The sequence below is a fragment of the Streptomyces sp. NPDC054841 genome, from assembly GCF_053611045.1.
In genome coordinates this window covers 1-8081 of record NZ_JBSGZO010000398.1, presented here as the reverse complement: position 1 = coordinate 8081, position 8081 = coordinate 1, and the positions used below count along the sequence as shown (strand labels likewise).

At 70.7% G+C, this 8081-nt stretch carries 7 protein-coding genes; 6 read left to right on the top strand and 1 reads right to left on the bottom strand.

Features of this window, described 5'->3' with window-relative positions; all coding sequences use genetic code 11:
• The coding region (locus ACWGI8_RS34425; RefSeq protein WP_453667024.1) for an AAA family ATPase at window positions 1-865 on the bottom strand (865 nt) is incomplete at its 3' end.
• Window positions 866-1199: 334 nt separating this feature from the next.
• Between ACWGI8_RS34425 and ACWGI8_RS34420 the strand changes: the two genes are divergently transcribed.
• From ACWGI8_RS34420 to ACWGI8_RS34395, 6 genes are all read left to right on the top strand, one after another.
• Window positions 1200-2258, top strand: a complete 1059-nt coding sequence (locus tag ACWGI8_RS34420; protein ID WP_453667023.1) for a helix-turn-helix domain-containing protein — start codon at window positions 1200-1202, stop codon at window positions 2256-2258.
• A 34-nt stretch (window positions 2259-2292) separates the two neighbouring features.
• Entirely contained in the window at window positions 2293-3150 is an 858-nt protein-coding gene (locus ACWGI8_RS34415) for an alpha/beta fold hydrolase (protein ID WP_453667020.1), read from the top strand.
• A 120-nt stretch (window positions 3151-3270) separates the two neighbouring features.
• Entirely contained in the window at window positions 3271-4113 is an 843-nt protein-coding gene (locus ACWGI8_RS34410; RefSeq protein WP_453667018.1) for an alpha/beta hydrolase, read from the top strand.
• Window positions 4114-4227: 114 nt separating this feature from the next.
• Window positions 4228-4953, top strand: coding sequence for an acetate uptake transporter family protein (locus ACWGI8_RS34405; protein WP_453667017.1), 726 nt, complete (start codon window positions 4228-4230; stop codon window positions 4951-4953).
• Window positions 4954-5294: 341 nt separating this feature from the next.
• On the top strand, window positions 5295-6263 hold the full coding sequence (locus ACWGI8_RS34400) for an AraC-like ligand-binding domain-containing protein (RefSeq protein ID WP_453667016.1): 969 nt from the start codon (window positions 5295-5297) through the stop codon (window positions 6261-6263).
• A gap of 191 nt (window positions 6264-6454) precedes the next feature.
• On the top strand, window positions 6455-7900 hold the full coding sequence (locus ACWGI8_RS34395; RefSeq protein ID WP_453667015.1) for a glyceraldehyde-3-phosphate dehydrogenase: 1446 nt from the start codon (window positions 6455-6457) through the stop codon (window positions 7898-7900).
• Window positions 7901-8081 lie beyond the last annotated feature (181 nt).

Sequence of the window (8081 nt, the reverse complement as noted above, 5' to 3'; positions counted from 1 at the left end):
GCACCTCGGCGAGTGCGCCCTCGTCGTCGACGGCCGTGACGAGCAGCAGACGACGCGTGCCAGGGGGGAGCTCGGGAACACGGGAGGCGAAAGCCCGTTCGAGGCGGGTCGTGAGCGGCAGTTCGGCCGGGGCGAGGGTGTCCGTGGCGGCCGGGTCCGCGCTCAGAGCGATCGGCAGCTCGATCAGGGCCAGGGGGTTGCCCGCGGCCACTTCCAGGACACGTCGCCGGACGCCGAGGCCGAGGCCCGGCGCCCGGGCGTCCAGCAGCGCACCGGCCGCCGCCGGTTCGAGCGACTCCAGGCGCAGCTCCGGGATTCCACAGGCCTCCAGGGGCGTGGTGTGGCCGTCGCGCAGGCCGATCAGCAGGCCGACCGGCTCGGCGCCGAGCCGGCGGGCGACGAATCCGAGAACGTCCAGGGTCGGCATGTCCAGCCACTGGGCGTCGTCCACGACCAGCAGCACGGGCCCCTTGTCCGCCGCGTCACCCAGCAGGTTGAGCGTGGCCAGGGCGATGATGAAGAACTCCGGTGCGGACACACCTGCGGGACGCGCGGCCATGCCGAAGGCCCCGAGCAGCGAGTCCGCCTGGGCATCGGGGAGATCCTTGACGCCGTCCATCAGGGTGCGCGTCAGCTGGTGGAGGCCGGCGAACGGCAGATGGGTTTCCGCCTGCACCCCTGCCGCCGTCAGGACGGTCGCTCCGGTCTCCGCGGCCCGGGTGGCCGCATGGGCGAGCAGCGCCGACTTGCCGATCCCGGGCACCCCTCGGACCACCAGCGAGGCACCGCGCTCCGGCAGCCCGTCGACCAGTGTGCCGACGGCTGTGATCTCCTCGCTGCGCCCGAACAGCCTGCTGTCTGTCATCTCGCGGCCCCACTCCCCCGTACCCGGCGATCTTACCCGGGCCGGCGCATCACGGATGCGCGCAGAGAACAGCCCGGCGGCGCTGAGGGAACAGTCCGTGGCAGCCGCTGGGCGGCAGCCGCACCGGCCGTCGCAGTCGAAGTGAAGTCATCCGACGAACGACGTACGTCATCCGCCTCCCCATGCTGGAAGCCGTGCCGGAGGGTCGTTTCGTACCGGACTCGGCCCGGACTCGGCCCGGATCTGTTCCGGACTCGGCCCGGATTCGTTCCGGACTCGGCCCGGGCCCGGTCCGGACTCGGTTCCCGGCACCTGTGACTCGGCTGGAGGCCCCATGACCGTCGTGTTCGACGCCGCCACGGTCCCGGACCGGACCAGGCTGCGACGCTGGAGTGAAGCCGTCGCCAGGGCCATGGTGCCGGTGACGGTGATCCCCCAAGGCTCCCTGCCGTTCAACGGGCGCACGGTGACCGAGCGTCTCGGCCATCTGCTGATCTCCACCATCGAGGCGGACCCGCAGCGCATCATTCGTACGCAGCGCCGGATCGCACACGATGCCGGACGGACGGAGCGGTTCGTGGCCGTAGCCGTCGCGGGCCCCGTCGGTGCCCGTATCCAGCAGGGCGGCCGGAGCGCGGACCTCGAACCCGGGATGCTGGGCGTGTGGGACACCGGCCGTCCTCATGTGCTCGACCTCGCGGACCGTACGAGGCTCAGGGTGTGCCTGGTGCCCCGGCGCACCCTCGGTGTCGCGGACCACCAGCTGGAGGGCGTCACCGCCACCGCCATCGAGCCGGACGGTCCGGTGGCGGCCGTGGTGGGACCGCTCCTGTGCACCTTGGCCGATACCGCCGCGAACTGCCCGGAGCCGGTCGTCGAGCGGCTGGCGGGCAATGTCACCGACCTGCTGGCCACCCTGGTCGCCCAGCGTGCTCCAGGCGTGGCCGGGGACGCGGCCGGCTCCCGGCGCGCACGCGCGCGGGAGGTGCGTGCGTACGTGGACCGTCATCTCGGGGATCCGGAGCTGTCCCCGCAATCCATCGCCGCCGCACACCACATGTCCGTGCGCGCCCTCCACAAGCTCTTCGAAGGTGAAGAAATCACCGTGAGCCGCTGGATCCAGCACCGCCGCCTGGAGGAGTGCAGCCGGGAGCTGGCCTGGCACCGGCCGGCGCCGACGGTCTCCGCGGTGTCGCGGCGCTGGGGGTTCAGCAACGCGGCCCATTTCAGCAGGCTGTTCCGCGCCGCCTACGGAATGCCTCCGCGTGAGTGGCGGGACACCCGCGGCGGCCGGCTGTCGCCCCGCTCGACGGTGGACACGCACGCTGTGCGCGGACGGCACAGAGCTGTGCACGAGCAGTCACCCATGGCGCCCGCCGTGAACCTAGCTTGAGGCTCCCACTCAAGAACCGAGGAGCTACAGCGACATGACGGAACGTCGGGCGATGACGCGACGCCGGGTGATGACCACGGGCGCGGCGGCGGTGTCCGCCGTGGCAGTGGCAGTGGCGGGGGTGAGCGCGGCGCCGGCGGGCGCCGAGCCCGCCGTCGGCGGCGGCACGGCGGAGGGACAGCGGCCGACCGTTGTCCTGGTCCACGGAGCCTTCGCCGACGGCTCCAGCTGGACGCCGGTCATCAAGCGGCTGCAGCGGTTGCGGTTCCCCGTGGTGGCGGTGGCCAACCCGCTGCGGGGTCTGCCCGCCGATGCCGCGCATCTGGAAGCCGTACTGAAGACGGTTCCCGGACCGGTGGTACTGGTGGGCCATTCCTACGGCGGCGCCGTGATCAGCGCGGCGGCCGCCTCGAGCCCACAGGTCGAGGCACTGGTCTACATCGCCGCATTCATGCCGGACGCGGGCGAGGTCCTGGGGGAGCTCGCGGCGAAATTCCCCGGCTCGGAACTCGAATCGGCGCTCGTCCCGGTGCCGGCGCCCGCTCCGGACGGCTCCACCGGCGTCGACCTCTACCTCAGAGCCGACCTCTTCCCTCACGTCTTCGCAGCCGATGTGCCCCGGTCCACGACCCGGATACTGGCCGCCGCCCAGCGGCCGCTCACCGCCACGGCGTTCACGGACCGTGCCGCGTCGGCAGCCTGGCGAAGCATCCCCTCCTGGGCGCTGATCGCCACGCAGGACCGGGGCATCGTGCCCGAACTCCAGCGATTCCAGGCGAAGCGGGCGGGGTCCCGCACGGTCGAGATCAGCAGCTCCCACCTTCCGATGTTCAGCCGGCCCGACGCGGTGACCAGCCTCATCGCGGCTGCCGCCCGCAGCGTCCGCATCTGAAGTCCTCCCGGACGTTCCCCGGAAGCACCCGCAAGAGCCCTCCGCAAGAGCCCTCCGCAAGAGCGCTCTTCAGAGCCCCCTTGAAGTCCCGAAAGCCTCCAGAACAGAAGGACCCACGCCATGACCGCATCCGCCGACCTCGCGCACATCGAGCGGATCAACGCCACCGACCGGACTCCCGTGGTCTTCATCCACGGCCTGTGGCTGCTGCCCGGCAGCTGGAACCGCTGGGCCGCGGTCTTCGAAGAGGCCGGTTTCGCCCCGCTGACCCCCGGCTGGCCCGACGACCCCGACACCGTCGCCGAGGCCAACGCCCACCCCGAGGTCTTCGCGGGCAAGAGCGTCGCCCAGGTCGCCGACCACTTCGCCGGGCTCATCGAGAAGCTCGACCGCAAGCCTGTCGTGATCGGCCACTCCTTCGGCGGGCTGATCACCCAGATGATCGCCGGCCGCGGGCTGTCGGCGACCTCGGTGGCGATCGACCCCGCTCCCTTCCGGGGCGTGCTGCCGCTGCCCGTCTCGTCCCTCCGGGCCGCGAGCGCGGTGCTGGGCAATCCGGCCAACTTCCACCGCGCCGTTCCGCTCACCTACGAGCAGTTCCGCTACGCGTTCGCCAACGCGGTCAGCGAGGAGGAGGCGAAGGAGCTGTACGAGACCTTCGCGGTTCCGGCCCCGGGCGTACCGCTCTTCCAGGCGGCCGCCGCGAACATCAACCCGTGGACCGAGGTGAAGGTCGACACGCTCAACCCCGAGCGCGGGCCGCTCCTGATCATCTCGGGGGAGAAGGACCACACCGTCCCCTGGGCCATCGCCAACGCCTCGTACAAGAAGCAGGCGCGCAACGAGGCGTCGGTCACCGAGATCACCGAGATGGCCGGCCGCGGACACGCGCTGACGATCGACAGCGGCTGGCGCGAGGTCGCCGAGACCGCCCTGTCCTTCGTCAAGCGCTTCGCCGCCTGACCGGAGACCCGCTCACCGGCCCGGCCTCGGCTTCACCACAGCCTCTCCCCGACGAACGAGTGCACCGGCGCGGCGACCGACCGCCGTGCCGGTGCCGGACCCGAAGGCACACCCATGAGCAACGCGACGCACAGCGACGGCCCCGAACCGGGCCAGAACCCGCCGCCCGGCCGTCATCACGAGCCCGACCTGCGCAGCATGACCCGCATCAACCTGAGGCCGATCGCCTCACCCATGCCCCTGGGCTTCTTCACCGTCGCCATCGCCTCGACGATCACCAGCGTCCTGCAACTCGGCCTGCTCGACGGGACGGACCGCAGGGCGGTGGCCCTGACCGTCCTTCCCGCCTTCGTGCTCCAACTGCTGGTGAGCATCCTGGCCTTCGGTGCCAGGGACGTCATCGCGGCCACACTGATGGGCAGCTTCGCGGGCACCTGGCTCGCGAACGGCCTGGTCCTGGCCTTCGACCCGCCGGGCGGATCCCGCGTCCTCGGAGTCCTCAACCTGGTCTTCGCCGTCTTCGCGGCACTCATGGTGGCGGTGACGGGCCCCAAGCGGGCTCTCCGGCTGGTCCTGGTCGTCGCCCTGCCGCGGTATGCGGTGGCGGGTGCCTACGGTCTCAGCGGCATCGACTGGCTCGCACACGTGGCAGGTGCCATCGGGTTGCTGCTGTCACTGGTCGCGATGTACGCGGCGTACGCGCTGATGCTGGAGGACATGCGAGGCGAGCAGGTCCTCCCACTCGGCCGCAGCGGCCCCGCGTACGCGGCCGTCGAGGGCGACCTCTCGGTCCAACTGCGCAATCTGGAACGCCAGGCGGGCGTTCGCCGCACACTCTGATCGACGCCTTCCCCACGCGCCTGCGTCCGCGCCCGCACCGGCCGCCCACAGCAGTCGCCTGCCTCGGCCACCGGCTCCGTGAGCCGGACCCCGAGTTCCGCACGTCGCCGACCAGGAGTCTCGTCGCTGACCAGGAGTCATGCCGATCGCTGCATTTCCCCAATCGACCTGACTCCTGCACCTTCGTGCAGAGCACCCCCTCCAGGGACCCTTCACCGGCGAACCGGCCCTCAAGCTGGACGGACAGCGAGAAGCCGGTGCGAACGAAGGGAGCGTTGGAGGATGACCGTACGAGAGGCGTCCGCCGGACCGGAGCGCGACAGAACCGGTTCGGTGCAGCCATGAGCCTGGTGGTGAGCACGGACGGAGTTCCCGACCGTGAGAAGCTCTCCCACTGGAACGAGCTGGTGAACCGCTCCTTCGTGCCCGTAGCCGTCACCGCGTGGCACAAGACTCCGTTCAGCGGACGCATCACCACGGACCACGTGGGATACCTCCAGGTCTCGACCGTGGAGGCGGACCCGGAGCGCGTCACCCGCACGGCGCGCCTCATCAGCCGCTCCGCCGGGGACTCCCGGGACTTCATATCGGTCGGCCAGCAACTGACCGGAACGACGGTGGTCATGCAGGACGGGCGTGAGATCCGTCTGTGCCCGGGCAGCCTCGTCGTCTACGACGCGTCCCGCCCCTACGCGTTCGACCGCCCGGACCGCTTCCGCATGCGGGTCTTCCAGCTTCCCCGCACCGCTCTGGGCGTACCCGCCGCCGCGCTTCGGCGCGTCACCGCTTCACCGGTCGGTACCGACACGGGCGTGGGTGCGCTGCTGGTGCCGTTCCTCACCCGGCTGGCGCGGACCGCCGCACAGTCGTCCCCCGCGATCGGCGACCGGCTGGCAGGCACCGCGGCGGACCTCGTGGCCGCGCTCATCACGGAGCAGTCCGGAACGGAGCTCGTGGACCCCGACCACGCGCAGCGGGCTCTGGTGTGCCGGATCCGGCACTACATCAACGAGAATCTCGGCGACACGGAGCTGTCCCCGGAGGGCATAGCCGCCGCGCACCACATCTCCGTGCGTTACCTGCACAAGCTCTTCGAGCGGGAGGGCGCGACGGTCGGCCGCTGGGTCCAGCGGCGCCGCCTGGAGGAGTGCGCCCGGGAGCTGGCCCGCGGTGGACAGAGCGCTCCGACCGTCTCGGCCGTGGCCCAGCGCTGGGGATTCGTCAACCCTGCCCACTTCAGCCGCACGTTCAAGGCCGCCTATGGCGCCACCCCACGGGAATGGCGGCAACAGCGGACCGCCATGACCTGAACCGGGACCACTCGGCGGAGCCCACGCGGGAAGCGGGGCGCCGGCGATGAGGTCCGCGACGGGAGCGGCCTATTTCTCACCTTTTATGGCGATGGGTCCGACCGCGGCATTCCGCTCAGGCGGCACCGCTCGAATGATCGAATTGGTGGCGGGTTAGCATGTGAGCGCCGCCTAGCTCGAAAGATAAACCTGTGACTGTCAATGACGACTCGTTCACCAATTGGAAAAACCGCGAGGAGATCGCGGAGTCGATGATCCCCATCATCGGGAAGCTGCACCGGGAGCGGGACGTCACGGTCCTGCTGCACAGCCGCTCCTTGGTGAACAAGTCGGTGGTGAGCATCCTCAAGACCCACCGATTCGCCCGGCAGATCGCCGGTGAGGAGCTCTCGGTCACCGAGACGCTGCCGTTCCTGCAGGCTCTCACCACGCTCGATCTCGGCCCTTCCCAGATCGACATCGGCATGCTCGCCGCGACGTACAAGACCGACGACCGCGGACTGTCGGTGGAGGCGTTCACCGCCGAGGCCGTCGCCGGCGCCACCGGCGCCAACAAGATCGAGCGCGGCGAGGGCCGCGACGTCGTCCTGTACGGCTTCGGCCGCATCGGCCGCCTCGTCGCCCGCCTGCTGATCGAGAAGGCCGGCTCCGGCAACGGCCTGCGCCTGCGCGCCATCGTCGTCCGCGGGGGCGGGGAGGCCGACCTGGTCAAGCGCGCCTCGCTGCTGCGCCGCGACTCCATCCACGGCCAGTTCCAGGGCACGATCACGGTCGACGAGGCGAACAGCACGATCATCGCCAACGGCAACGCGATCCGCGTGATCTACGCCAACGACCCCTCCGAGGTCGACTACACGGCGTACGGCATCAAGGACGCCATCCTCATCGACAACACCGGCAAGTGGCGCGACCGCGAGGGCCTCTCCAAGCACCTGCGCCCCGGCATCGACAAGGTCGTTCTGACCGCCCCGGGCAAGGGCGACGTCCCGAACATCGTCCACGGTGTCAACCAGGACATGATCAAGCCGGACGAGCGCATCCTGTCCTGCGCCTCCTGCACCACCAACGCCATCGTCCCGCCGCTGAAGGCCATGGACGACGAGTACGGTGTGCTGCGCGGTCACGTGGAGACCGTCCACTCGTTCACCAACGACCAGAACCTGCTGGACAACTACCACAAGGCCGACCGCCGCGGCCGCTCCGCGCCGCTCAACATGGTGATCACCGAGACCGGTGCCGCCTCCGCCGTCGCCAAGGCGCTGCCGGACCTCAAGGCCCCGATCACCGGCAGTTCGATCCGCGTCCCCGTCCCGGACGTCTCGATCGCCATCCTCAGCCTGCGCCTGGGCCGCGAGACCACCCGAGAGGAGGTCCTCGACTACCTCCGCGACGTCTCGCTGCACTCGCCGCTGAAGCGCCAGATCGACTTCACCACCGCCCCCGACGCCGTCTCCATGGACTTCGTCGGCTCGCGCCACGCTTCCATCGTGGACGCCGGTGCCACCAAGGTCGACGGCGACAACGCGATCCTGTACCTGTGGTACGACAACGAGTTCGGTTACTCCTGCCAGGTCATCCGCGTCGTCCAGCACGTCTCCGGCGTGGAGTACCCGACCTACCCGGCCCCGGTGGTCTGACCCCGGCGCACTGTCCGATCCGGTGTCCCGGCAGGCGGGGCGGCGGTGGGGCGGCAACCGATCCGATCGGCATCCGCTCGCTCTCCCACCGCCACCCGCCGGCCGCCGCCGGCAGCGCAATGATCCGGCTGCCCCGAGCCACCGCTGAGCCGTCCGCCCTGCTGCGGGGCCTGCCGTGGCC